Consider the following 22,881-nt stretch of genomic DNA (forward strand, 5'->3'; position numbering starts at 1 on the left):
GGCGGTCCGGGGCGCGTCGCGCCCCGCAGGTGGGATGGATCAGATTTCCACCATTTCGAAATCATCTTTGGAAACGCCGCAATCCGGGCAAACCCAATCATCCGGTACGTCGTCCCAGGCGGTGCCCGGCGCAATGCCTTCGTCCGGCAGGCCCTCGGCTTCGTCATAAATGAAGCCGCACACTACGCATTCCCACTTTCTCATGATCTTTCCTCACGCTTATCCGGGGCTAAGTCACCGGCCGGCGAAGGCAGCCGGGTGACCCGCGAAGGCGCCTAAACTAGCGGCGCCCATATGAAAAATCAATGACATCGGGGCCACAATGCCATTCGCCTCTGGCAACATATGACCCACCCTGATGCGCCGCCGGTTTCTTGCCAAGACCGGGACCCTGGCGCATAGTGCGCGCGGCATCCTCCAGCCGGCCGGAGCCTCTTCCGTGAAGCAGCCGTTTTACCCCAGTCCCATCCTGCCTGCACAGTGCCACTGGCAACCCCTTGGACGCCAGCCCCTGCCCCCGGTGATCGGTGACTGGATCGCCGACAGCGGCTCCCTGACCCGCCGCCTGCGCCAGCATGGCCGCTTCGCCGTGCAGCCGCTGCGCCAACTGATTACCCGGCCCACCGCCACCGAACTGCGCCTGGCCGGCCAGCGCCCGCGCCAGCATGCGCTACTGCGTGAAGTGTTGCTGACGCTCGATGGCGAACCGGTGGTCTTTGCGCGCAGCATGCTGCCACTGCGCTCGCTGCGCGGCGCCAACCGGGTGCTCGGTCATATGGCCCGCCGCTCACTGGGCCTGGAGCTGTTCAAGCCGCCGCAGGCCACGCGGCGCGCCGTCTGGGTCACCTGCCTCGATGGCGCCCGCCTGCCGGTGCCCGGCCTACACGGTCCGGTCTGGGGGCGCGAGTCGCTGTTCGAGAAACGTGGCCAGCCCTGTCTGGTGGCGGAATTCTTCCTGCCGGCGCTGTGGGCACGGCCAGACGTCGCCGGTGGCATGCCCTCCCATCACCGGCGCTGAAGCCCGTGTCCATCGGCGCTATGATGACGCCTTTCACGGACAAGGCAGACCGCTGATGCTTGCTGCGATACAGACCCGCTACCCCGCTCTCTGGCCCTGGATTCAGCTGATGCGCCTGGATCGCCCGATCGGCGCCTTGCTGCTGCTCTGGCCCACGCTCTGGGCGGTCTGGGTGGCCGGCGACGGCACGCCGAGCCTGACCGTGATCCTGGTGTTTATTGCCGGCGTCTGGGTGATGCGCGCCGCCGGCTGTGTGATCAACGACTTTGCCGACCGTGATTTCGACGGCAGCGTGGCCCGCACCCGCGAGCGGCCACTGGCCACCGGCGCCCTGAGCGCGAAACAGGCGCTGCTGCTGTTCGCCGGCCTGCTGGTGCTGGCGCTGTTGCTGTTGATCCCGCTGAACCGCTTCACCTTCTATCTTTCTTTTGGCGGCGCCGGGCTGGCGATCCTGTACCCCTTCATGAAGCGCTTCACCTTCCTGCCGCAACTGTTTCTCGGCGCCGCCTTTGGCTGGGCCATCCCGATGGCGTTTGCGGCCGAGACGGGCAGCCTGCCGGCGGCGGCCTGGCTGATCTTCACCGCCAAGGTGGTGTGGACCGTGGCCTACGACACCCAGTACGCCATGTGCGACCGCGAGGACGACCTCAAGATCGGCATCAAGAGCACCGCCATTCTGTTCGGTGACGCCGACCGGCTGATCATCGGTGTGCTGCAGGCCCTGACACTGTGGCCACTGTGGCTGCTCGGCCGCGGCCTGGATTTCGGCTGGCCCTGGCACCTGGGGCTGGCCGTCGCCGCTGTGCTGTTCGTCTACCAGCAGTGGCTGATCCGTGACCGCGAACCGGCGGCCTGCTTCCGCGCCTTCCTCAATAACCAGTGGGTGGGCCTGGCTATCTTCGCGGGCCTGTGGCTGCAATACCTGCTGCGCTGAATCACCGTGACCGGCCGACAGAAATGTAAAAATTTTTACACTGCGGCCGCTCATATCTCCCAAACCACGCCATTTGCGGGGTTTCACGCTGGCGGGGCCGTCGGCCTGCTGTTGACAGCGGTGGCGGTGTCATATTCTTGTCACTAAACGGCCATCTAATGGGCACCCTAAACCATTAGCGAAAAAACTGACCGCCATGAGCAAACACAAGATCCTGATTGTTGACGACGAGCCGGCGATCCGCGAGATGGTCGCGGTGGCGCTGGAGCTGGCCGACTTTGAAGTGCTGGAAGCGGAAAACGCCCAGCAGGCTCACGAGATCATTGTCGATGCACGCCCGGAGCTGGTGCTGCTCGACTGGATGCTGCCCTCGGTGAGCGGCATCGAACTGGCCCGCCGCCTCAAGCGCGACGAGGGCACCTCGGAAATTCCGATCATCATGCTCACCGCCAAGAGCGAAGAGGACAACAAGATCCAGGGCCTGGACGTCGGCGCGGATGACTACATCACCAAGCCGTTTTCCACCCGCGAACTGATCTCGCGCATCAAGGCCGTGCTGCGCCGCACGTCTGCCGGTGGCGCCGAGAAAGCCATCGAAGTGGAAGGCCTGTGCCTGGACCCGGTCAGCCACCGCATCACCGCCAACGGCGACCCGGTGGACATGGGCCCGACCGAATACCGCCTGCTGGAATTCTTCATGAGCCACCAGGAACGCGCCTACTCCCGCACGCAGCTGCTGGACCAGGTGTGGGGTGCCAACGTGTACGTGGAAGACCGCACCATCGACGTCCACATCCGCCGCCTGCGCAAGGCCCTGTCGCCGTATGATTTCGACCGGTTCATCCAGACCGTGCGCGGCACCGGGTACCGCTTCTCCATCAAGACCCCGCGCGTCGCCTGACGCACGCCGTGGCGGCAGGGTACACTGCGCTGACCGGATGACCTGCCTGGGTCACCGGACAACGTAGCGCGTGCCGATGGTGGAGAAACCGGCTTGAATTTTACTGCGAACACCGAACTGCGCCGTATCGCCCTGCTGCTGGTGATCGGCTTTGCGCTGTCCTGGTATCTTGGCACCCTGTGGCCGGCGGCGCTGTTGCCGATTGCCTACATCGGTTATTCCTTCGGCCAGCTGGTGCGTTTCCATCGCTGGATCATGCGTTACCCCGACGACTGGGAACCCCCGGAGGGCACCGGCGCCTGGGGCGAACTGTTCGACGCCATCTACCGCATGCTGCGCAAGGAATACGCAGCACGCGATGACCTGCAGCAATTGATCAGCCGCGCGGAAAGCTCCGTTACCGCATTGCGCGACGCGGTGGTCGTGGTCGACAAACGCGGCCGGCTGGAATACTGGAACCTGGCCGCCGAACGCCTGCTCGGTTTCCGCGCCCCGCAGGACCGCCGCCAGACGTTCACCAACCTGGTCCGCGACCCGCGCTTTGTCACCTATCTGCAGGCCGGCAATTTCGAACAGCCCATCGATCTGCCATCGCCGCTGGATGACAACGTGCAGCTGGAATACACCATCACCCGCTTCGGTGCCGGCGAATGGCTGGTGCTGGTGCGCGATGTGACACGGCTGCACAACCTGGAACAGATGCGCAAGGACTTCGTCGCCAACGTCAGCCACGAGCTGAAAACACCGCTGACCGTGCTCAAGGGCTACCTGGAAACCCTGATCGATACCATGCCGCCAGAGCAGAAACGCGTGCACCGCGCACTGCTGCAGATGAACCAGCAGAGCCAGCGCATGGAGGCCCTGATCAACGATCTGCTGCTGCTCGCGCGCCTGGAAGGCACCGAGGCCGACAAGCACAACCAGCGCGTGCAGATTGCGCCGATGCTGCGCCGCCTGCGCCAGGATGGCCAGGCCACCGACCCGGAAAAAAACCACGAGTTGCACCTGGAAGTGGACCCGAGCGCCACTGTGTTCGGCGACCCGGCAGAGCTGCAAAGTGCGTTCGGCAACCTGATCACCAACGCGGTGAAGTACACCCCGCAAAACGGTCGCATCGAAATCCGCTGGTGGGAAGATGACCGGGGCGGCCACCTGAGCGTGCATGACAACGGCGTCGGCATCGACCCGCGCCATATCCCGCGCCTGACCGAACGCTTCTACCGCCCGGACTCCAGCCGCGTCACCCAGACCGGCGGCACCGGCCTGGGCCTGGCGATCGTCAAGCACGTACTGATCCGCCACAACGCGCGGCTGGAAATCCAGAGCCAGCCGGGCAAGGGCAGCACCTTTACCTGTCATTTCCCGCCGCACCGGCTGGCGCCGGCGCAGAGTGTGGAGGAAGCGGGTTAAGTTCGTGTCAGCCAGTATTGAGACCGGCGGCGATGATGTGCCACCGCCAGCACGAGTATCTGCTGGTCGATAGCGCGATAAAGAATGGAGAAAGGGGAGCGTTGCATCACTACGCGCCGGATATCGGGTGATGCCTCAATGGGCCATAGCGTCAGCTGCTCGCAGTAGCGTTACCTCCAGCTCATCAATCAGCGCAGCGCCCAATCCCTGAACGCGTTGTTCATAGAAGCCTGTTGCTTCGAGGAACTCGGCCTCGCCCGCCGCCTCCCACGCCATCAAGAGGCCGGCAACGCCCCTACCCACCCTCTGGCCAAGAGGCTAGGCTATCACCCATGCATTCCCTGGCGCCCACCCGGCCACGGCCGGGACTGCTGCTTATCCTCTGCCTGCTGACGACCAGCCTGTGGGCTACGTCGCTGCATGCTTCGACGATCTCCGCCGCGACCCTGGCCGAGACCATACGCCGTGAAGGGCTGGCGTCACGCCTGCTGATCCGGTCGGAAGAACAGGGCGACACCGCACGGGGCAGTGTCGATGCGATTGTCGATTATCCGTTTGCCGTATTGAGCACCGCGCTGACCGGCATCGACCCTTGGTGTGAAATCACCTTTCTGCATTTCAATATCAAGGCATGCGTGTACCGCGAGGATGACAGCGGCGGGCGGGTCACGCTCTACAGCGGGCGCATGCATTACCAGCCGCCGGAGAAGTCGTTCCGCAATGACTACCTTTTTCGCGAAGAAGCCCGCACGGACACGCGGCTTGCCGTCAGCATGCTGGGTGCCGACGGGCCGTTCGGCACGCGTGATTATGAAATCCGCATTGAAGCCGTGCCGCTGGATGCACAGCGCAGCCTGCTGCGGCTGAGTTATTCGGTCAGCTACGGCTTGCTCACGCGCACGGCGCAGCGCCTGTATTTCGCCACCGCAGGCCGGCACCGCATCGGCTTTTCCAGCGAAGACGGCAAGCCGATTCGCGGCCTGCGCGGCATGATGGAACGCAACACCATGCGCTTTTATCTGGCCTTGCAGGCCTATCTCGAAGCCCCGGCAGACAGCGCGCTGGAAACACGTCTGGCGCGCTGGCATGCGCTGACGCTGAACTACCCGGACCAGCTCAGGGAATTGCCGCTGGAAGAGTACCTGGACAATAAAATGCGCGAACGCACCCATCAGCAGACGCTGCAACAGCAAGCCGACTCAGGCTGAACGCGACACGCTCTCCACATCACTGAACCGGTCCACCTGCCGCAACGGCTTGAACCCCCAGGCCCAGCCGACCACCACCGCCAGCGTGGCGGCGCCGCCCATCACGGCCGCCGGCACTGTGCCCAGCCAGGCTGCCGCCGTGCCGGCGCGGAACTCGCCCAGCTCGTTGGACGAACCGATGAACAGCATGTTCACCGCATTCACCCGGCCGCGCATTTCATCCGGCGTCGCGAGCTGGATCAACGTGGTGCGCACATACACACTGATCATGTCCGCCGCGCCTGCCACCAACATGGCCGCGAACGACACCCAGAACAGCGTCGAGAAGGCGAACACCAGATTGGCGACACCAAACACCGCGACCGCCACGAACATCACCCGCCCGACATGGCGAGTGAGCGCACGGGTGCTGAGATAAATCCCCATCAGCAGCGCACCCACCGCCACCGCACTGCGCAACGCACCCAGCCCTTCCGGCCCGACGTGCAGCACATCGCTGGCATAGATCGGCAGCAGGGCCACCACGCCACCGAGCAGCACGGCAAACAGGTCCAGCGAGATGGCGCCGAGAATGATCGGCCGTGAACGGATATAGCGGATGCCGGCGGTGAAACGCTGCCAGGCCGTATTGGTAACGGGCAGAATTTTTGCCGCGTACAGAACCGGCACAGGGAGCAGCATCAGGATGCCGATGACAAAGCAGCCGAGGCACACCGCATACGCGAGGCTGCCGCCAAAAGCGTACAGCACGCCGCCCATCAGCGGCCCGCCGATCACTGCGACTTTCATGATCATGCTGTTCACAGCAATGGCCCGCGCCAGTTGCTCACGCGGCACAATCTGCGGCAGCAGGCTTTGCAGGGTCGGGCCGGTAAAGGCGCGGGCACAGCCGAACAACGCCAGCACCAGGTAGTAGTAACCGACCTCATGCTCGCCGAGGGACAGGTATAGCAGCATGCCGCTGCACAGCGCCTGCCCGCTCCAGCTCAGCAACAGAATGCGCTTGCGGCTGTAGCGATCCACCAGGTCGCCGGCGGGCAACAGCAGGCACAGCATGGGAATGAATTGCGCCAGCCCCACCCAGGCCAGCGACAACGGGTCGCGGGTGATGTCGTAGACCTGCCAGGCGACCACCACCGCCTGGATCTGCATGGCGAACACCGCCGCCAGCCGGGCAATCAGAAACGCCGCAAAACCCGGCTCGCGCAGCACACGCCGCCGGGATGGTTCGGCCGAAGCCTGCGATGTCATGGACCCTTACCTGTCGTGGCCCGCGCCGGACGACGTCCTGCCCGGCGGGCATCAGTAGTGCGGCGGCACCTCGTCCTCGGGGCCGCGCCGGTCTTTGACCAGCTCGTTCATGTCCTGAAGGTGGCCGATCAGGGACCGGCAGACCTGCTCAAGCTGGTCGATCTGCTGTTGCTGGCTGGCAACGATGCCGTTCAGGGCCAGCAGCAGGTCTTCCTGGTAGGCCAGTTTGGTTTCGATGTCCACCAGACGCTGTTCACTCATGGCGTTGCCTCCACCTGGCCGAGAGAGTTGCCGACCTTATCATAATCCCTTAGGCTTGGCGCCGTTCTGGGGGAGTAGTCTCCGTGCCGCCCCTCGATTAAATGGCACGGCGGGCCGTCAACATACTTGTCGCACACGACATGGCGCCCCGATCCCGCACCCGTCTGACCACGGGTACAGGGACTGACAAGACCCGGGACACAGGTGCCTCCCATGGCGGGACGGGCGCATGTGTCTCGGTGTTGAAGATTCGGTCCCGCCTCTGGAATGTCCCATGCTTGCAGAAGCCTTTGTTGTTTCCACCACCCTGGTTGCCATCGGCGAGATCGGCGACAAGACCCAACTGCTGTCCTTCGCGCTGGCCCAGCGTTATCGCGCACCCTGGCTGATCATGGCCGGCGTCTTGCTGGCCACGCTGCTCAACCATGGACTGTCGGCCTGGTTCGGCGGTTATCTGGCCGGGCTGGTCAGCCCGTTCTGGCTTACGGTGCTGCTGGGCGGCAGTTTTATCCTGCTCGGGCTGTGGATGCTGATTCCCGACAAGGAAGAAGACATCGACAACGGTCGGCGCTGGGGGCCGTTCGCTGCCGCATTCGTGCTGTTTTTCCTGGCCGAGATCGGTGACAAGACGCAGATCGCCACGGTGGCGCTGGCAGCCCGTTTCCCGGCGGATTTCTGGCAGGTGCTCAGTGGCTCGACCCTCGGCATGATGGCGGCCAATGTGCCGGTGGTGTGGCTCGGCGCGCGGCTGATCAGCCCACGCGGCGAGGCGTGGGCACACCGGATCAGTGCCGCGCTGTTCGTGCTGTTTGGCGTGGTAACGCTGGGCAGCCTGTGGTGGTGATTCAATGGGCGCGCTGGTTCACCCGGCGCGCCACGTCCTCTGCCGATTCCTTGCGTTCGGAATAGCGGTCCACCAGATAATCACTGCGGTCCCGCACCAGCAGGGTGAATTTCATCAGCTCTTCCATCACGTCCACGATGCGGTCGTAGAACGGTGACGGCTTCATGCGATCGTTGTCGTCGAATTCCAGATACGCCTTGGCCACGGATGACTGGTTCGGAATGGTCACCATGCGCATCCAGCGCCCGAGCACGCGCAACTGGTTTACCGCGTTGAAGGATTGCGAACCGCCGCAGACCTGCATCACCGCCAGCGTCTTGCCCTGGGTCGGACGCACGCCACCGAGCGACAACGGAATCCAGTCGATCTGCGCCTTCATGATGCCCGTCATGGCGCCGTGACGCTCCGGCGAACACCAGACCATGCCCTCCGACCAGGCCGCCAGCTCGCGCAGCTCGGCCACTTTCGGATGCTCCACCGGCGCCGCATCCGGCAGCGGCAGGCCAGCCGGGTTGAAGATACGTGTCTCGGCGCCCATGGCCTGCAACAACCGCGCCGCCTCTTCCGTGGCCAGGCGGCTGAAAGAACGTTCGCGCAGCGAACCGTACAACAGCAGGATGCGCGGCGGGTGCGCGGACGGCGACGCAGCGAACACTGCGTCGTTATCCGGCACCCGGAACAGTTCGCCGTCTACATTGGGCAGATCCTTCATCGTGTCGCCTCTGCAGGAAACCAGTGCCGGGTGCGGTTCGCCAGCGCGACCAGTGACAGCATCACCGGCACTTCCACCAGCACTCCCACCACGGTGGCCAGCGCCGCCCCACTGTGCAGACCAAACAGGGAAATCGCTACCGCCACCGCCAGTTCAAAGAAATTCGAAGTGCCGATCAACCCCGCCGGCGCCGCTACATTGTGCGGCAGGCGCAGCCATTTGGCGCCACCGTAGGCGATCACAAAAATGCCGTAGCTCTGGATCAGCAGCGGAATGGCGATCAGCAGGATCACGAAGGGTTCACTGACGATGGTTGGCGCCTGGAAACCGAACAACAGCACCACGGTGGCCAACAGCCCGGTCACCGACCAGGGCTTGATCCGGGACACAAAGGCGTTGATACGCGCCGCACCACCTTGTCGCTCCAGTTGCCGGCGCGTCATGACACCGGCCAGCAGGGGCAGCACCACATACAACACCACGGACAGCAGCAACGTTTCCCACGGCACGGTCACATCGGTCATGCCCAGCAGCAGCGCCGCGATGGGGGCAAACGCGAAAATCATGATGATGTCGTTCACCGACACCTGCACCAGAGTGTAATTGGGGTCGCCCTTGGTGAGCTGGCTCCAGACAAACACCATCGCGGTACAGGGCGCCACACCCAGCAGGATCATGCCGGCGATATACTCGGTGGCACTGGCCTCATCCACCAGGCCGGCAAACAGCACGCGGAAAAACAGCCAGCCCAGCGCCGCCATGGTGAACGGCTTGATCAGCCAGTTCACCACCAGCGTCAGCCAGATACCCTGCGGGCGCTTGCCAATATCGCGCACGGCGGCGAAATCCACCTGCACCATCATCGGGTAGATCATGGCCCAGATGAACACCGCCACCACCAGGTTCACATGCGCGTATTCCAGCGCGGCGATGGCGGTAAAAAGTTCAGGCAGTGCCAGCCCGGCGATCACGCCGGCAATGATGCACAGGCCCACCCAGACACTGAGATAACGTTCGAAGAGGCCCATGGGATCAGCCCGGGTACGCGTGTGACAGGCGTTGCTGGATATCACCCAGCGCCGCGACCAGTTCCGCCGGCTTCATCGTTTCCAGCGGCAGCGCCAGCAGCGCTTCAAGGCGCACTTGCAAAGCGCGCAGCGTACGCTCGAAGGCACGCGCAACGGTGTCCTCATCCCCCTGGACCGGCGCCGGATCGGCCACACCCCTGTGTGCCTTGAGGGTCTTGCCCAGCCATACCGGGCAGCTCTCGCCAGCGGCGTTGTCGCACACGGTCACTACCAGGTCAAAAGACTGATCGGCAAAAGCATCCCAGGATTGTGAGGCCACCTCGCCCACAGGAATCTGGTGGCGCGCCAGCACTTTCAGTGCATTCGGATTGACCTCACCGGTGGGCTGGCTGCCCGCACTGAGTGCTTCCAGGCGGCCGGCGCCGAGATGGTTGGCCAGCGCTTCGGCAATAATGGAACGGCAGGAATTGCCGGTACAGAGGAACAGGACACGCAGAGGCAGTTTCATTGACAGTGCTCCGTTGGAAAATTCAGCAACAATTGGCGGCCCGCTTCAGCAGCGCTCCCCGGCTGGCCGCCGCCGCCCCGGTGAGCTGGCTGATGACGGCGAACGCCCAGTCGGGCATCGTTTCACTGAGCCGGTAATGCACCCACTGCCCGGCGCGCCGGTCCTGTACGATGCCGCAACTGCGCAACTGCGCCAGGTGCCGCGATACAGTGGATTGTGGCAACGACAGGGCACTGACCAGATCACAGACGCAGACCTCGCCAAAGCGGCTGAGCAGCATGACGGCGCTGAGGCGGGTGTCATCGGCCAGGCACTTGCAGAGCATCACCGGGGTCAGGTCAGCCATGTTTCACCATATATGAATATTCGGATATGCGAATATGTTAGACCAGGGAAAAGGCGCCGGCAAGGGGCGCCTTTTCGTTACCCGGCCATCAAGGCTTGCCCTTGACCTCTTTCTCCATCTCATCGACCGAGATATGGCGTACGTCCTTGCCCTTGACCAGATAGATGATCTGCTCACAGATGTTACGTGAGTGATCGCCCACCCGCTCCAGCGAGCGCAGTGTCCAGATGACATTCAGCACACGGGAAATGGAGCGCGGGTCTTCCATCATGAAGGTCACCAGCGAGCGCATGGCTGACCGGTACTCCATATCAATCTGGGCATCCTCACCGGCCACTTCCACCGCCTTGTCGGCATCGAAGCGCGCGAAGGCGTCCAGCGCGGAATGCAGCATGCGGCGCACATGGTTGCCGATATGACGCGCCTCGACATACCCACTGGGGGATTCACCTTCCTGTGCCAGCTGGATCGCCATGGCAGCGATCTTGGCGGATTCGTCACCGATGCGCTCCAGGTCAGAGACGCATTTGGACACCGCGATCAGCATGCGCAGGTCGGAGGCGGCCGGCGCACGCAGCGCCAGTACGCGGGCACACTCTTCGTCGATTTTCTTTTCCAGGCTGTCGACACGGTCTTCCACCGTCAGCACCTGCTCGGCCAGCTCGGAATCACCGGCCAGCAGCGCCTGCAGCGCGTCGCCCACCTGTTTTTCCACCAGCCCGCCCATCTCCATCAGGTGGGTACGGATGGATTCCATTTCCTCGTTGTACTGGCTGGAGCTGTGTTTGCCAAAATGGAAGCGATCCATGACGCTCTCCTCAAAAACAGTGGGGCCACCGCCGTGCGGCGGCCGTCAATATCATCAACCGAAGCGGCCGGTAATGTAAGCTTCCGTCAGGTCGTGGTCCGGCTGGGTAAATACCTTCTCGGTGTTGTTCACCTCGATCAGCTCCCCCAGATGGAAGTAGGCCGTGCGGTCGGACACGCGCGCCGCCTGCTGCATGGAGTGCGTCACGATGGCGATGCTGTACTGGTTCGACAGCTCGTCGATCAGCTCTTCCACTTTTGCGGTGGCAATCGGGTCCAGCGCCGAGCAGGGCTCGTCCATCAGGATCACTTCCGGGCTCACGGCAATGGCGCGCGCAATGCACAGCCGTTGCTGCTGACCACCTGACAGCCCGGTGCCCGGCTTGTCCAGGCGGTCTTTGACTTCTTCCCACAGGCCCGCGCGGCGCAGGCTGCTCTCGACGATATCGTCCAGATCACCACGGCCACGTGCCAGGCCGTGCAGCTTCGGGCCGTAGGCGACGTTGTCATAGATCGATTTCGGGAACGGGTTCGGCTTCTGGAACACCATGCCCACCTGGGCACGCAGCAGCACCACGTCCAGCGACGGATCATAAATGTCGCGGCCGTCCAGCGTCACCGCACCTTCCACACGACAGCCCTCGATGGTGTCATTCATGCGGTTCAGCGTTCGCAGGAAGGTGGACTTGCCGCAGCCGGATGGCCCGATGAAGGCGATCACCTCGTTTTCCATGATGTCCAGGTCGATACCCTTGATGGCCTGGGTATCGCCATAGAACACCTTGACGCCACGGGCGCTCATTTTCGCCTTGTCGCTCATGGCGCCTTCGGCCTGGCGGGCCTGGGTGCGCTGGCTCATCATTTCCGGATTGACCATTTTCATTGTCACCACCTTCTCTCGAATTTCTTGCGCAGCAAGATAGCCAGCGCGTTCAGGCCGATCATCATGCTCAGCAGCACGATGATCGCCGCAGAGGTGCGGGCCTCAAAGAAGTTGCGCAGCTCGTTGCCTTGCCACAGATAAATCTGCACCGGCAAGGCCGTGGATTGCTCAAACGGCGTGGCCGGAATATTGGCCACGAACGCATTCATGCCGATCAGCAGCAACGGCGCTGTCTCGCCCAGCGCCTGCGCCACACCAATAATGGCGCCCGTCAGCACGCCGGGAATCGCCAGCGGCAACACCTGGTGAAATACCATCTGGACTTTCGATGCGCCCAGCGCAAGCGCCGCCTGGCGAATCGACGGCGGCACCGCTTTCAGTGCAGCACGGGTGGCAATGATCACGGTCGGCAGCGTCATCAGACTCAGTACCAGACCACCCACCAGCGGCGCCGACAACGGCAGCCTGAACCAGTTGATGAAGATTGCCGCGCCCAGCAGACCGAAGACAATGGACGGCACGGCGGCCAGGTTATTGATGTTCACTTCGATCAGATCGGTAAAACGGTTGCGCGGCGCGAACTCTTCCAGATACACCGCGCTGGCCACACCCACCGGCACCGCCAGGAAGATCACGATCACCATCATGAACAGCGAGCCCATGAAAGCACCGGCCAGACCGGCCGCTGCCGGCGAACTGCGCGAATCCGGATTGGTAAACAGCGGCGTGGCGAACTTGACGTTCAGCACGCCCTCTGCCTTCAGCATGTCGGCCAGCTCACGCACGGGTGCGCGCAATTGCTGCTGGCTGTCCGGCAGGCTGCGGTCAATGTTGCCGCGCACCCAGACGTCCACGTTGGCATCGGCCAGCAGGTCCAGTTTCACGGTCTTGCCGATCAGCGAGGGGTCCTCAATGACCATGTCGCGCAGGCGGAACCGCTCGCTGCTGGTGAACAGCGCTCGCACATAACGACGCTCTTTCTCCAGCTCCGGCTTCAGCGTGATGATGCTGTTCTCCATGATCCGGTTCCAGTTCACCATGGTGAGCTGGCTTTGCCAGGCAATCTCGCGCTCGCCAAAAGCCTGCGGCGATTCATCTGCCCGGGGCACCGGTTTCGGGTCCACCTGAATGATGGCCGGGTCAAAGAACACATCCACGGTCATCGCCGACTGCCAGAACGCCGGCAGGCCACGCGCGAGGATGCTGATAAACAGCAGCGCCACAAAGGCCAGGCCAGCCATGACCGCACTCAGGCCGAACAGCCGGAAGCGTGTTTCCCGCGCATGGCGCCGGCGCAGGCTTTTTTCCACGCGGGCCTGGATGATGGCGCGTTCGCTCAGCGTCTCGTTGCTCATCAGTCGTATTGCTCCCGATATTTGCGCACGATGTACAGCGCCACCACGTTAAGCCCCAGCGTAATCACGAACAGCGTCAGGCCGAGTGCAAACGCGACCAGTGATTGCGGGCTGGCGAAATCGGTGTCGCCGGTGAGCTGGTTGACGATGGTGACTGTCACGGTGGACACCGCTTCCAGCGGGTTGGCGTGCAGCACCGGGCTGTTGCCCGCCGCCAGCACCACGATCATCGTTTCGCCGATGGCACGGCTGGCCGCCAGCAGGAAAGCGCCGACAATGCCCGGCAGCGCCGCCGGCAGCACTACCTGGCGAATGGTTTCCGATTTGGTCGCGCCAAGGCCAAGCGACGCGTCGCGCAGCGATTGCGGCACCTGGGTAATAATGTCGTCGGACAGCGACGACACGAACGGGATGATCATCACGCCCATCACGAAGCCGGCGGTGAGCGCACTGGTGGCGCGAATCTGAATGCCCAGCAGGTTACCCACACTGGCGAAGAACGGCCCGATCACCATCAGCGCAAACACGCCGTATACGATTGTCGGAATACCCGCCAGCACCTCGATCACCGGCTTGGCCACCGAGCGCAGCCAGGAGGGCGCGTACTCGGCCATATAGATGGCCGTCATCAGTCCGATCGGCACCGCCACCAGCAGGGCGATGAAACTCACCATCAGCGTACCCCAGAGCAGCGGCAGCAGGCCGAACTCGCCTTGTCCGCCAGTGCCAGTGGTGCTGAAGCGCGGGTTCCAGGTGGTACCGAAGAAGAAATCAATCGGGCTGACAAACGAGAAGAAGTGCATCGCTTCACCAAACATGGAGAACACGATGCCAACAGTGGTCAGAATGGCGACGCCGGAACACAGTGCCAGCAGAATGCTGATCACCTTTTCCACATAATTACGTGCGCGCAGGCTCACCTGAATGCGGCGGCGCGCGACCACCAGCCCGGCCAGGGCCAGCGACGCCATCACGGCAATCTTGGCCAACTGGCCGATAGTGCGAAGACGCGACAGGGTCTCTGCCGCAGCGGCCTCGTATGGCGCGATATCGTTGGAGACACCGAAGCCGGAGGCAATGTCATCCAGGCGGCGCATCAACACTGTGATTTGCTGAGCCGTCAGGTTGGCCATGTCGGGCGGCAACTCGGAGAGCACCACCGCGCGGATCACGGACGGCTCCACCGCCGACCAGATCAGAAATACCAGCAATGCCGGCAGGCCACACCACAGTGCCACCAGCCAGCCGTAATAACCGGGCCGCGAATGCATGCGCTCACTGCTGTCGCGCGCGACAGCGCGGCTGCGCATCAGGCCCATCTGATAAGCCACCGCCATCAGCATCAGCAGAATGGCGATCAGCGTCAGGTTACTCATCTTGACTCCAGTTGCCCGTCGCCGGATGGCGGACATGTGTTGCAGATCAAGGAGCGATTGTCATATTGCGGCAACAACACTCCAGAAACCAGCAGCCCCCGACGGCCCTTTCCAGGCCGCCGGGGGCCGGGTGTTACCAGAGGAGGTGACGGACGCGATCGTTCATCATCGTCCGGCCTCCCCGGGTACTGCCTTACTGAACCGCCTTGCGAGCTTTGAAGTCGGCCACTTCTTTGGCGCGCTCTTCGTCGTTCAGCGGGATCAGGCCAGCTGCTTCCAGCGGGCTGCCGAAACCGGATACCTGATCGTTCAGGAAGTATTCAACATACTGGTCGATGCCCGGAACAACACCGAGGTGCTCGCCTTTCACGTAGAAGAACAGCGGGCGGGACACCGGGTATTCGCCAGAGCCGATGGTTTCCAGGCTCGGGGTCACACCGTTGATGGTGGCCACTTTCAGGCGGTCACGGTTCTGGTCGTAAAAGCTCAGACCGAATACACCCACCGCGTCAGCCTGGGCTTGCAGGCGTGCCAGGGTTTCGGTGTAGTCACCGGCGATCTCGATGATACGGCCATCCTGACGCAGGCTCAGACAGGCGCTCTTCTGAGCATCTTTGTCCATCGCCTTGATTTCAGCGAATTCGGCGCAACCGTCGAGAATCACTTTTTCCTCGAACACTTCACGGGTGCCGTGGTTGGACGCCGGGATCACCAGAATGATTTCCTGGTTCGGCAGGCTGTCGTCGATCTGCGACCAGCGGGTGTACGGGTTGGCAACCATTTTGCCGCCTTGCGGCACCTGGGCGGCGGCAGCCGTGAAGACGTGCTTCGGCTCCAGGGCGAACGTGCCCTTGTCGGCGCGCGAGGCAAACACGATGCCGTCGTAGCCGAACTGGATTTCCAGAATCTGTTTCACACCAGCACCGGCGCAGCTTTCCACTTCGCTGGACTTGATCGCGCGGGAAGCGTTGGCGATGTCGATGGTGTTGGCGCCCACGCCCTGACAGAACTGACGCAGACCGCCGCTGGAGCCGCCCGAACCCACTACCGGGGTGTTGAACTGGCCGAAGGCGTTACCGAACTCTTCTGCCACGATGCTGGCGAACGGCAGCACCGTGGACGAACCGGCGATCTGGATGGTGTCACGGGCCATTGCCGGTGCGGCAACGGTGGTCATGGCAGCGGCGGCGAACGCCAGGCCAAGAGTTTGCTTGAAGCGCATTGTCATATCCTCGTCTGCATCTGCGAATTTGCGGCATCATCGTTGATGCCCGCCTGGCCCAGGCCTTCAGACTCCGGTTCCCCCGACAGCCCCTGGGACCAAGGGTCACTGGATTCTGGGCAGCAACTGTTGCAGTGGTGTGACACTTGGACCTGTTCACACACAATCCATCGGTCCTGGCGCAGACATCGGCCACACTCTGCTTCGAGCCATGGGCAGTCTAGGTCAGTTTTGTGACAACAAAATGACATCTTTCCGACAGCCATCCTGGCTGCCGGAATGGGCGCACCGCGCAAATCCGCCCATTTCCCGGCCCACGACGACATTTATGTACCATCAGCGGATTGTATGAGGCCCCGCCTTCAGTACACTTGCGCTTCAGGACCTACCACCTATGACAAAACGGATCAGATCATGACCGACGACCGCGACGACGAGCCGCAACCGGGCGGAGAACTCGCCATCCAGACCATCGCCATGCCTCAGGACGCCAACTGGAACGGGGACATCTTTGGCGGCTGGCTGGTCTCCCAGATGGACCTGGCCGGCGCCGTCTGCGCCCGCAAGACCGCCCGCGGGCGGGTCGCCACCGTGGCCATCGATTCCATGTCCTTCCTGCGCCCGGTGCCGGTAGGTGCCGTGGTGAGCTGCTATACCGAACTGCTGGACGTGGGCCGCAGCTCGATGAACATCCGCGTGGAAGTGTGGATCCGCAGCATGGGCGAGGTGGCCAAGGTCACCGAGGGCCTGTTCACCTTTGTCGCCATCGACCAGACCGGCCGTACCCGGGCCGTGCACCAGGACTGAGACGCGCATATCTCGCCGCATGCATCCCCGCTATACTGGCAGCCACGCTGTCTGTCAGGGATGCGGAACGATGCGTCAGTGGTGGTTTTGCGGTGATCTGATCCTGGCCGGCCTGATGCTGGCCAGCCTGATCGGGAAGCCCGCCAGGGCTGTGGAGGTCATCCAGTACCCGGCGCCGGTGAGCGAGCGCGATTCGCGCGATCTGTACATCATCGAATTGTTGCGCCTGGCACTGGACAAGACCGTCGACAGCCATGGCCCCTACCGGCTGGAACCCGCCAGTGAAGCCCTGACCCAGAGCCGCGCGCTGGCGGAACTCTCCACCGGCCGCGAGCTGGACGTGGTCTGGAGCATGACCTCCATCGAGCGCGAACAGCTCGCACGCCCCATCCGCATTCCGCTGCTCAAGGGCCTGCTCGGCTACCGCCTGCTGATCATCCGCGAGGAAGACATTCCCTGGTTTGCCGGCGTCCAGAACCTGGACCAGTTGCGTGAAGTGCGCGCCGGCCAGGGCCACGACTGGCCGGACGTGGACATCCTCAACGCCAACGGCTTGTCGGTGGTCCGCGCCAGCAGCTACGACAGCCTGTTCCTGATGCTCGATCAGGGCCGCTTCGACTACCTCCCCCGCGGGCTCACCGAAGCCTGGGCGGAACTGGACCAGCGCCCGGAGATGGCCATCACCGTTGCCCCCGGCCTGCTGCTGTATTACCCCACCGCCGCCTATTTCTTCGTCGCCCCGGATAACGCACCACTGGCCGAACGCCTGACACAGGGGCTGGAGAGGGCCATCGCCGACGGCAGCTTCGACCGGCTGTTCTTCAATCACCCGCAACATAAGGAAGCACTGGCCCGCACGCGCGCCAGCGTGCGCCGCGTACTGACACTGGATAACCCGGTACTGCCGGCGGAAACACCACTGGACCGGCCGGCATTGTGGTACCGGCCCGACCTGCTGCCACGCGAGCCCTGACATCACAGCGCCACGCATCGCTGGATACTCACAGGCACAGGCCCTAGACTTCGTTTCTTTCAATGCCAACAAGGTCCTGAAGTCGCCCCTGATGTTTGATCCCACCGCGCCCGATTCAGTGGGGCTGGTCAAGCCCGCCCTGATGCATTTCGACGAGCCACTTGAGCTCGAATGTCGCCGCGTGCTTCCCAGCTACGACCTGATGTACGAAACCTACGGCACCCTGAACGCCGCGCACTCCAATGCCGTGCTGATCTGCCATGCACTGTCGGGGCACCATCATGCCGCCGGCTACCACAGCCCGGAGGACAAGCGTCCCGGCTGGTGGGACAACTGCATCGGGCCAGGCAAGCCGATCGACACCAACCGGTTTTTTGTGGTGGCGCTGAACAACCTTGGCGGCTGCCACGGCTCCACCGGGCCCGGCACCGTCAACCCGGAAACCGGCCAGCCCTGGGGGCCGGATTTCCCGATGGTGACGGTAAAGGACTGGGTCACCAGCCAGGCACGCCTGGCGGACCGGCTCGGCATCCAGCGCTGGGCGGCAGTGATCGGTGGCAGCCTCGGCGGCATGCAGGCCCTGCAGTGGGCCATCGACTACCCCGACCGCATTGGCCATGCCGCCGTCATCGCCTCGGCACCGAAACTGTCCGCGCAGAACATCGCCTTCAACGAAGTGGCCCGGCAATCGATCCTGACCGACCCGAATTTCCATGGCGGCCGCTATTACCTGCACGACACCTATCCGCGCCAGGGCCTGATCCTCGCGCGCATGGTCGGGCACATCACCTATCTCAGCGACGACGCCATGCGCGCCAAGTTCGGCCGTGACCTGCAAAGCGGGCGGTTTCATTTCGGTTTTGATGTGGAATTCCAGGTGGAGAGCTACCTGCGTCACCAGGGCGAGACGTTTTCGCGCAATTTCGACGCCAACACTTATCTGCTGATGACCAAGGCACTGGATTATTTCGATCCGGCGCGCAACTTTGACAACTCCCTGGAAACCGCCCTGTCGCATGCCACCTGCCAGTTCCTGGTGATTTCCTTCACCTCCGACTGGCGCTTTTCGCCGGAGCGCTCGGAAGAAATCGTCAACGCGCTGGTGGCGGTGGACCGGGATGTCAGCTACGCCGAAGTCGATACCGACAAAGGCCACGATGCGTTTCTGCTCGACATCCCCGAATACACGCGACTGTTCGGCGCCTACATGCGCCGCGTCGCCGACGAACTGGAGAACGCGTGATGTTGCGCCAGGACCTCGCCATCATCCGCGACTGGATTCCGCAGGGCGCGCAGGTACTCGACCTGGGTTGCGGTGACGGCACCCTGCTCGCACACCTGCGCGACAATCTTGGTGTGCGGGGTTATGGGCTGGAAATCGACCAGGATAATATTGCCGCCTGCATCGAAAAAGGCGTCAACGTGATCGAACAGGATATCGACGAAGGGCTCGGCAACATCGCCGACCAGCGTTTCGATTACGTGCTCATGACCCAGGCCCTGCAGGCGGTGCAGCGTCCGGACCAGGTGCTCTCGGAAATGCTGCGCGTGGGCCGCGAGGCGATCGTGACATTCCCGAATTTCGGCTACTGGCGCGTGCGCGGCTATCTGTTCTTCAAGGGCCGCATGCCGGTGTCCCGCCGCCTGCCCTATGAATGGTACGACACACCGAACATCCATTTGTGCACCGTGCGTGACTTCGACACCCACTGCAAAAAGAACGGCTTCCGGGTACTGGAACGGCGCGTGCTCAACCATGATCACCGCTCCGCCCTGTTCAGCCAGTTGTGGCCAAATTTTTTCGGCGAACTGGCGATGTACCGTGTCACCCGCTGACGGATACCGCTGATGAAAATCGTGCTCGCCTCGGGCAACCAGAAAAAGCTGAACGAGCTCAACGCCATTCTCGCGCCCCTGGGCTGCGACGTGCTGCCACAAAGCACTTTCAATGTGCCGGAGGCCGAGGAGACCGGGCTCACCTTTGTCGAGAATGCCATTCTCAAGGCCCGCAACGCCGCTGCGCATACCGGCCTGCCCGCCGTCAGTGACGATTCCGGTATCGAAGTGGATGCCCTCAACGGCGCGCCCGGCATTTATTCCGCACGCTTCGCCGGCCCGGGCGCCACCGATGCTGCCAATAACGCATTGCTGGTACAACGCCTCAACGCACTGCCGGACGCCACGCGCAGTGCCCGCTACCAGTGCGTGATCGTGTTCATGCGCCACGCCGACGATCCGGTGCCGCTGATTGCCCACGGCAGCTGGGAAGGTGAAATTGTGTTGCAGCCGGCCGGCGAACAGGGGTTTGGCTACGACCCGCATTTCTATATTCCGTCGCTGGGTTGCACCGCCGCACAAATGGCGCCGGCAGAAAAAAACCGCATCAGCCATCGCGGCCAGGCCCTGGCATCACTGATGCAACAGCTTCGCCCGCGCCTGGCCTGATCGGAATCTTCCGTCAAGGCAGCCCGCGCGGGAATACAAACAAGTGTTAAACCTGGGCGAAACCACAAACTTTGCCCTCTCCTTTTGCTCTCACTATCAGGTAGTCTCTGCGTGAGGTTGGAAACCGCAAAGACGAATCGTCAGCAGATAAGGAGATTCTCATGAAGAAAGTATCGCTCGCCGGCCTGGCCCTGATCAGTGTATTTGCCATCGCAGCCTGTGATCAGGGACCGGCTGAGAAAGCAGGCGAAAACGTCGACGACGCCGGGGAACGCATTGAGAAAACCTGGGACTCTGCGACCGGTAACGAAGGCGCGATGGAGAAAGCAGGCCGCGCTGTCGACGAAACCTACGAAGACACCAAGGACGCGGTGAAAGACACCTACGAGGATGCCACCAACTGATCCGTTTTCGTCGCGTGTCATGAAAGGCGCCGCAAGGCGCCTTTCCCTTTTCTGGCGGCAAGCCGGTGACAGCCCACCGGGCAGCGCCTAGACTGCCCTTCCCGCTGACACGCAACCGGTCCGACCATGAGCCTCACCCTGCCACCGCTGGCGCTGTATATCCATCTGCCCTGGTGTGTGCGCAAATGCCCGTACTGCGATTTCAATTCCCACGAACGCGACGGCGCACTGCCGGAAACCGCCTACCTGGCGGCGCTGCGCCAGGACCTGCGTGAAGAGGTGCCGGATGCACAGGGCCGTCCCATCGGGAGCCTCTTTTTCGGCGGCGGCACACCCAGCCTGTTGTCACCGGATTTTTACGCCGAGCTGCTGGGCATGCTGCGTACCCGCCTGCACTTTGCCGAGGATATCGAAATCACCCTGGAGGCCAATCCGGGCACCGTGGAACAACAGCGCTTCGAGGGGTTCCACCGCGCCGGCATCAACCGGCTGTCGCTCGGCATCCAGAGTTTCAACGACCGCCACCTGCGTGCGCTGGGCCGCATCCATGGCAGCCGCGAGGCAATACGTGCGGCAGAGCAGGCGCGCGCCGCCGGCTTCGACAACCTCAACCTGGACCTGATGCACGCCCTGCCGGATCAGCAGCAGGACGAGGCACTGGCCGACCTGGCGCAGGCCATCGCGCTTTCCCCGGCCCACATCAGCTGGTACGAACTCACCATCGAACCGAACACCTCCTTCTACCGCGCGCCGCCCCCGCAACCGGACAACGACGCCATGGCCGACACCGAGGCCGCCGGCTTCGCCCTGCTGGCCGGGGCCGGTTACCGCCGCTACGAAGTCTCTGCCTTCGCCCGGGACGGGCGCCAGTGCCGCCACAATCTCAACTACTGGACCTTTGGCGACTACCTGGCGCTGGGCGCCGGCGCACACGGCAAGGTCACCCGCCCGGATCGCGGCACGATACTGCGCTACCGCAAGACCCGCCTGCCCACCCATTACCTGGCCGCTGACGGCCAGCGCCGCCTGGACAGCCAGGACATTGCCACCGCCGAGCGCCCGCTGGAATTTCTGCTCAATGCCCTGCGGCTGCCCGGGGGCGTCCCCGAGGCCCTGTTCAGCGAACGCACCGGCCTGCCGTTGACGACGCTGGAACCCGCCCTCACCCGCCTGCGCCGGGACGGCCTGATCACGCCCGGGCGGCTGGCCTGTACCGAAACCGGCCTGCGCTTTCTGAACCGGGTACTCGGCGCCTTCCAGCCCTGACCCGCCACCGCGGTTGACGACGTCCGCAACGCCGTATGACGGTCTTGCACCATGGTGCGGTCGACGCTTGATCATCGAATGAACCCGATTCATACTCCGCCATTCCGTTCATCCCGAGAACCGGACAAACAACGATACGCAGCCAGGAGAGGTGCATGGGGACGCGGGAACGACGCCTGCGAGAGCTTGCCGAGCGTGAGCAACGCTTCCTTGATTCAGCGCGCGAACAGATCAGCGAGCATGGCCTGCTGTCACTGCAGATGGCCAAGGTAGCGCGTGCCTGCGATTACGCCACCGGTACGCTGTACCAGCATTTCGCCTCGAAAGAAGACCTGCTGCTGTCTATCTGTGCCGACCAGGCCGAAAAGCGGGTGGAGTCCATGGCCCGCGCCGCGCGCTGGGATGCCCCCAGCCGCGACCGCATGATCGCGCTGGTTGTGGCCGATGTGCTGTTCGCCCAACGCCACCCGGACCACTTTCGACTCGCTCAGTACGTCACCACCGAGGTGATCTGGCGCGCGGCTTCCCAGAAGCGGCGCGACGCCGTGCTGGAGGCCCATGGCCCGATTGGCGAACTGGTCAGCCAGGTGGTACAGGACGCCGTCGATGCCGGCGACGTCGCATCGTTCAACCTGCGTCCGCTGGAAATCGCCATCGGCCCCTGGGCGCTTTCCGAAGGCATGCATAATCTGGTGCATGCCGAAGGCGTACTGGATTTCTACGATCTGCGTGACCCTTACCGGCTGCTGCTGCGCCACAGCCACATTCACCTCAACGGCCTGCACTGGCAGCCGTTGTCCGACCCGTTCGATGACGAGGCGCTGACCGCCCAGATCAGCCACATCTGCGCCACGTTATTCGATGACCTGTGCCCGGAAGGCACCGGTTACCGTTATTGCTCGCCCCACTGAGGACCAGACCC

Annotated in this window: 26 protein-coding genes; 14 read left to right on the plus strand and 12 right to left on the minus strand. The window is 63.2% G+C overall.

Translation table 11 applies throughout. The features are described from left to right. Positions 1-39 precede the first annotated feature (39 nt). Positions 40-204: a rubredoxin gene (rd, locus tag S7S_RS17795; protein ID WP_008734729.1), complete on the minus strand. Its 165-nt coding sequence runs from the start codon at positions 202-204 to the stop codon at positions 40-42. 235 nt (positions 205-439) lie between these two features. Between rd and S7S_RS17800 the strand changes: the two genes are divergently transcribed. From S7S_RS17800 to S7S_RS17820, 5 genes are all read left to right on the plus strand, one after another. Beyond that, entirely contained in the window at positions 440-1,018 is a 579-nt protein-coding gene (locus tag S7S_RS17800; protein ID WP_008734725.1) for a chorismate--pyruvate lyase family protein, read from the plus strand. 55 nt (positions 1,019-1,073) lie between these two features. Further along, positions 1,074-1,952 carry a 4-hydroxybenzoate octaprenyltransferase gene (gene ubiA, locus S7S_RS17805; protein WP_035203673.1) on the plus strand — a complete coding sequence of 293 codons (879 nt, stop codon included), beginning with the start codon at positions 1,074-1,076 and terminating at the stop codon, positions 1,950-1,952. Positions 1,953-2,148: 196 nt separating this feature from the next. Then, on the plus strand, positions 2,149-2,853 hold the full coding sequence (phoB, locus tag S7S_RS17810) for a phosphate regulon transcriptional regulator PhoB (protein WP_008734722.1): 705 nt from the start codon (positions 2,149-2,151) through the stop codon (positions 2,851-2,853). A 93-nt stretch (positions 2,854-2,946) separates the two neighbouring features. Then, positions 2,947-4,263 (plus strand): phosphate regulon sensor histidine kinase PhoR, encoded by a 1,317-nt coding sequence (phoR, locus tag S7S_RS17815; RefSeq protein ID WP_008734720.1) that lies wholly within the window; start codon positions 2,947-2,949, stop codon positions 4,261-4,263. A gap of 332 nt (positions 4,264-4,595) precedes the next feature. Next, the gene (locus S7S_RS17820; protein ID WP_008734717.1) at positions 4,596-5,471 is read left to right on the plus strand and encodes a hypothetical protein; all 876 of its coding nucleotides are present in this window, start codon (positions 4,596-4,598) and stop codon (positions 5,469-5,471) included. Here the strand turns inward: S7S_RS17820 and S7S_RS17825 are convergent. Continuing rightward, on the minus strand, positions 5,463-6,722 hold the full coding sequence (locus tag S7S_RS17825) for an MFS transporter (RefSeq protein WP_052269276.1): 1,260 nt from the start codon (positions 6,720-6,722) through the stop codon (positions 5,463-5,465). The two genes, S7S_RS17820 and S7S_RS17825, sit on opposite strands and share 9 nt — an antisense overlap. Positions 6,723-6,773: 51 nt before the next feature. Next, positions 6,774-6,983: a SlyX family protein gene (locus S7S_RS17830; RefSeq protein ID WP_008734713.1), complete on the minus strand. Its 210-nt coding sequence runs from the start codon at positions 6,981-6,983 to the stop codon at positions 6,774-6,776. Positions 6,984-7,257: 274 nt separating this feature from the next. Between S7S_RS17830 and S7S_RS17835 the strand changes: the two genes are divergently transcribed. After that, positions 7,258-7,827, plus strand: a complete 570-nt coding sequence (locus tag S7S_RS17835) for a TMEM165/GDT1 family protein (RefSeq protein ID WP_008734711.1) — start codon at positions 7,258-7,260, stop codon at positions 7,825-7,827. 1 nt (position 7,828) lies between these two features. Here the strand turns inward: S7S_RS17835 and arsH are convergent, their stop codons facing one another. The 9 genes from arsH to S7S_RS17880 all read right to left on the minus strand — a co-directional run bounded on the left by arsH (position 7,829) and on the right by S7S_RS17880 (position 16,064). After that, entirely contained in the window at positions 7,829-8,539 is a 711-nt protein-coding gene (gene arsH / locus S7S_RS17840; protein ID WP_008734709.1) for an arsenical resistance protein ArsH, read from the minus strand. Continuing rightward, the gene (gene arsB, locus S7S_RS17845) at positions 8,536-9,567 is read right to left on the minus strand and encodes an ACR3 family arsenite efflux transporter (protein WP_008734707.1); all 1,032 of its coding nucleotides are present in this window, start codon (positions 9,565-9,567) and stop codon (positions 8,536-8,538) included. Before arsB ends, arsH begins: the two co-directional genes overlap by 4 nt. Before the next feature lie 4 nt (positions 9,568-9,571). After that, positions 9,572-10,075, minus strand: coding sequence for an arsenate reductase ArsC (locus tag S7S_RS17850; RefSeq protein ID WP_041026033.1), 504 nt, complete (start codon positions 10,073-10,075; stop codon positions 9,572-9,574). A gap of 22 nt (positions 10,076-10,097) precedes the next feature. Then, the gene (locus tag S7S_RS17855; protein ID WP_008734703.1) at positions 10,098-10,421 is read right to left on the minus strand and encodes a metalloregulator ArsR/SmtB family transcription factor; all 324 of its coding nucleotides are present in this window, start codon (positions 10,419-10,421) and stop codon (positions 10,098-10,100) included. An 88-nt stretch (positions 10,422-10,509) separates the two neighbouring features. Further along, positions 10,510-11,229, minus strand: a complete 720-nt coding sequence (gene phoU / locus S7S_RS17860; protein WP_008734701.1) for a phosphate signaling complex protein PhoU — start codon at positions 11,227-11,229, stop codon at positions 10,510-10,512. Positions 11,230-11,283: 54 nt separating this feature from the next. Beyond that, positions 11,284-12,087 (minus strand): phosphate ABC transporter ATP-binding protein PstB, encoded by an 804-nt coding sequence (gene pstB, locus S7S_RS17865; protein ID WP_476625119.1) that lies wholly within the window; start codon positions 12,085-12,087, stop codon positions 11,284-11,286. Between the two features lie 26 nt (positions 12,088-12,113). Beyond that, on the minus strand, positions 12,114-13,466 hold the full coding sequence (pstA, locus tag S7S_RS17870) for a phosphate ABC transporter permease PstA (RefSeq protein WP_008734696.1): 1,353 nt from the start codon (positions 13,464-13,466) through the stop codon (positions 12,114-12,116). Continuing rightward, positions 13,466-14,842, minus strand: coding sequence for a phosphate ABC transporter permease subunit PstC (gene pstC, locus S7S_RS17875; protein ID WP_008734694.1), 1,377 nt, complete (start codon positions 14,840-14,842; stop codon positions 13,466-13,468). The genes pstA and pstC overlap by 1 nt, the downstream gene beginning before the upstream one ends. 193 nt (positions 14,843-15,035) lie before the next feature. Next, the gene (locus tag S7S_RS17880) at positions 15,036-16,064 is read right to left on the minus strand and encodes a substrate-binding domain-containing protein (protein WP_008734692.1); all 1,029 of its coding nucleotides are present in this window, start codon (positions 16,062-16,064) and stop codon (positions 15,036-15,038) included. A gap of 414 nt (positions 16,065-16,478) precedes the next feature. On the opposite strand from S7S_RS17880, the gene S7S_RS17885 reads away from it, so the two are divergent. The 8 genes from S7S_RS17885 to S7S_RS17920 all read left to right on the plus strand — a co-directional run bounded on the left by S7S_RS17885 (position 16,479) and on the right by S7S_RS17920 (position 22,870). Further along, a complete protein-coding gene (locus S7S_RS17885; RefSeq protein WP_008734690.1) occupies positions 16,479-16,871 on the plus strand; it encodes an acyl-CoA thioesterase in 393 nt (130 codons plus the stop codon). Positions 16,872-16,941: 70 nt separating this feature from the next. After that, complete coding sequence (locus S7S_RS17890) at positions 16,942-17,844, plus strand: substrate-binding periplasmic protein (protein ID WP_008734689.1); 903 nt, start codon at positions 16,942-16,944, stop codon at positions 17,842-17,844. A gap of 91 nt (positions 17,845-17,935) precedes the next feature. Next, positions 17,936-19,087: a homoserine O-succinyltransferase MetX gene (metX, locus tag S7S_RS17895; RefSeq protein ID WP_008734687.1), complete on the plus strand. Its 1,152-nt coding sequence runs from the start codon at positions 17,936-17,938 to the stop codon at positions 19,085-19,087. Further along, positions 19,087-19,680: a methionine biosynthesis protein MetW gene (gene metW / locus S7S_RS17900; RefSeq protein ID WP_008734684.1), complete on the plus strand. Its 594-nt coding sequence runs from the start codon at positions 19,087-19,089 to the stop codon at positions 19,678-19,680. The genes metX and metW overlap by 1 nt, the downstream gene beginning before the upstream one ends. A 12-nt stretch (positions 19,681-19,692) precedes the next feature. Continuing rightward, a complete protein-coding gene (gene rdgB, locus S7S_RS17905; RefSeq protein WP_008734683.1) occupies positions 19,693-20,289 on the plus strand; it encodes an RdgB/HAM1 family non-canonical purine NTP pyrophosphatase in 597 nt (198 codons plus the stop codon). Between the two features lie 161 nt (positions 20,290-20,450). Beyond that, positions 20,451-20,693 (plus strand): hypothetical protein, encoded by a 243-nt coding sequence (locus S7S_RS17910; RefSeq protein ID WP_008734681.1) that lies wholly within the window; start codon positions 20,451-20,453, stop codon positions 20,691-20,693. Between the two features lie 126 nt (positions 20,694-20,819). Then, the gene (gene hemW, locus S7S_RS17915; protein WP_008734680.1) at positions 20,820-21,959 is read left to right on the plus strand and encodes a radical SAM family heme chaperone HemW; all 1,140 of its coding nucleotides are present in this window, start codon (positions 20,820-20,822) and stop codon (positions 21,957-21,959) included. 155 nt (positions 21,960-22,114) lie between these two features. Then, a complete protein-coding gene (locus S7S_RS17920; protein ID WP_008734678.1) occupies positions 22,115-22,870 on the plus strand; it encodes a TetR/AcrR family transcriptional regulator in 756 nt (251 codons plus the stop codon). The last annotated feature ends 11 nt before the right edge of the window (positions 22,871-22,881 follow it).

Origin of the sequence: Isoalcanivorax pacificus W11-5 (genome assembly GCF_000299335.2) — a bacterium.
GTDB classification, from domain to species: Bacteria; Pseudomonadota; Gammaproteobacteria; order Pseudomonadales; family Alcanivoracaceae; genus Isoalcanivorax; species Isoalcanivorax pacificus.

Bases quoted from the DNA above. Each gene is read 5' to 3' on its own strand.
- metX (WP_008734687.1), top strand. From the start codon at position 17,936: ATGTTTGATCCCACCGCGCCCGATTCAGTGGGGCTGGTCAAGCCCGCC.
- hemW (WP_008734680.1), top strand. From the start codon at position 20,820: ATGAGCCTCACCCTGCCACCGCTGGCGCTGTATATCCATCTGCCCTGG.
- S7S_RS17820 (WP_008734717.1), top strand. From the start codon at position 4,596: ATGCATTCCCTGGCGCCCACCCGGCCACGGCCGGGACTGCTGCTTATC.
- S7S_RS17890 (WP_008734689.1), top strand. From the start codon at position 16,942: ATGCGTCAGTGGTGGTTTTGCGGTGATCTGATCCTGGCCGGCCTGATG.
- pstC (WP_008734694.1), bottom strand. From the start codon at position 14,842: ATGAGTAACCTGACGCTGATCGCCATTCTGCTGATGCTGATGGCGGTG.
- S7S_RS17920 (WP_008734678.1), top strand. From the start codon at position 22,115: ATGGGGACGCGGGAACGACGCCTGCGAGAGCTTGCCGAGCGTGAGCAA.
- S7S_RS17910 (WP_008734681.1), top strand. From the start codon at position 20,451: ATGAAGAAAGTATCGCTCGCCGGCCTGGCCCTGATCAGTGTATTTGCC.
- S7S_RS17855 (WP_008734703.1), bottom strand. From the start codon at position 10,421: ATGGCTGACCTGACCCCGGTGATGCTCTGCAAGTGCCTGGCCGATGAC.
- phoB (WP_008734722.1), top strand. From the start codon at position 2,149: ATGAGCAAACACAAGATCCTGATTGTTGACGACGAGCCGGCGATCCGC.
- phoU (WP_008734701.1), bottom strand. From the start codon at position 11,229: ATGGATCGCTTCCATTTTGGCAAACACAGCTCCAGCCAGTACAACGAG.
- metW (WP_008734684.1), top strand. From the start codon at position 19,087: ATGTTGCGCCAGGACCTCGCCATCATCCGCGACTGGATTCCGCAGGGC.
- rdgB (WP_008734683.1), top strand. From the start codon at position 19,693: ATGAAAATCGTGCTCGCCTCGGGCAACCAGAAAAAGCTGAACGAGCTC.
- pstA (WP_008734696.1), bottom strand. From the start codon at position 13,466: ATGAGCAACGAGACGCTGAGCGAACGCGCCATCATCCAGGCCCGCGTG.
- S7S_RS17825 (WP_052269276.1), bottom strand. From the start codon at position 6,722: ATGACATCGCAGGCTTCGGCCGAACCATCCCGGCGGCGTGTGCTGCGC.
- S7S_RS17880 (WP_008734692.1), bottom strand. From the start codon at position 16,064: ATGCGCTTCAAGCAAACTCTTGGCCTGGCGTTCGCCGCCGCTGCCATG.
- S7S_RS17850 (WP_041026033.1), bottom strand. From the start codon at position 10,075: ATGAAACTGCCTCTGCGTGTCCTGTTCCTCTGTACCGGCAATTCCTGC.
- S7S_RS17830 (WP_008734713.1), bottom strand. From the start codon at position 6,983: ATGAGTGAACAGCGTCTGGTGGACATCGAAACCAAACTGGCCTACCAG.
- S7S_RS17835 (WP_008734711.1), top strand. From the start codon at position 7,258: ATGCTTGCAGAAGCCTTTGTTGTTTCCACCACCCTGGTTGCCATCGGC.
- pstB (WP_476625119.1), bottom strand. From the start codon at position 12,087: ATGAGCCAGCGCACCCAGGCCCGCCAGGCCGAAGGCGCCATGAGCGAC.
- S7S_RS17885 (WP_008734690.1), top strand. From the start codon at position 16,479: ATGACCGACGACCGCGACGACGAGCCGCAACCGGGCGGAGAACTCGCC.
- ubiA (WP_035203673.1), top strand. From the start codon at position 1,074: ATGCTTGCTGCGATACAGACCCGCTACCCCGCTCTCTGGCCCTGGATT.
- arsB (WP_008734707.1), bottom strand. From the start codon at position 9,567: ATGGGCCTCTTCGAACGTTATCTCAGTGTCTGGGTGGGCCTGTGCATC.
- arsH (WP_008734709.1), bottom strand. From the start codon at position 8,539: ATGAAGGATCTGCCCAATGTAGACGGCGAACTGTTCCGGGTGCCGGAT.
- rd (WP_008734729.1), bottom strand. From the start codon at position 204: ATGAGAAAGTGGGAATGCGTAGTGTGCGGCTTCATTTATGACGAAGCC.